The sequence below is a fragment of the Vibrio sp. 10N.222.55.C6 genome (genome assembly GCF_041473395.1).
GTDB lineage: Bacteria > Pseudomonadota > Gammaproteobacteria > Enterobacterales > Vibrionaceae > Vibrio > Vibrio crassostreae_C.
Map to the genome: position 1 here is coordinate 1 of NZ_JBFRSD010001231.1, position 234 is coordinate 234.

Consider the following 234-nt stretch of genomic DNA (forward strand, 5'->3'; position numbering starts at 1 on the left):
TCATTCTATTAGCGCCAATGCTTCATGAAATACTCAGGCGGGTTCAAGTCGATGGTTAAACGAATCCAGTGCTCAAGGGGATGCGCTTGAGGGTTAGTTGCTTGCAGGCCGTAAATACCTTGATTGTATGGTACGGTGATGTTGAATAATAATTTGTGGGTTGAGTGCAGAGCTGAGGGGTTTTGTTTATCTATGATAGATACAGGGCTTTTGAGAGGGCTAGAACAGTAGAAA

General features: G+C 43.6%; 1 protein-coding gene. It reads right to left on the reverse strand.

The genetic code is table 11. The annotated features are described in order from the left end of the window. Positions 1-8: 8 nt before the first annotated feature. On the reverse strand, positions 9-234 hold a 226-nt coding region (locus AB4486_RS28320), incomplete at its 5' end, for a hypothetical protein (RefSeq protein WP_372120155.1).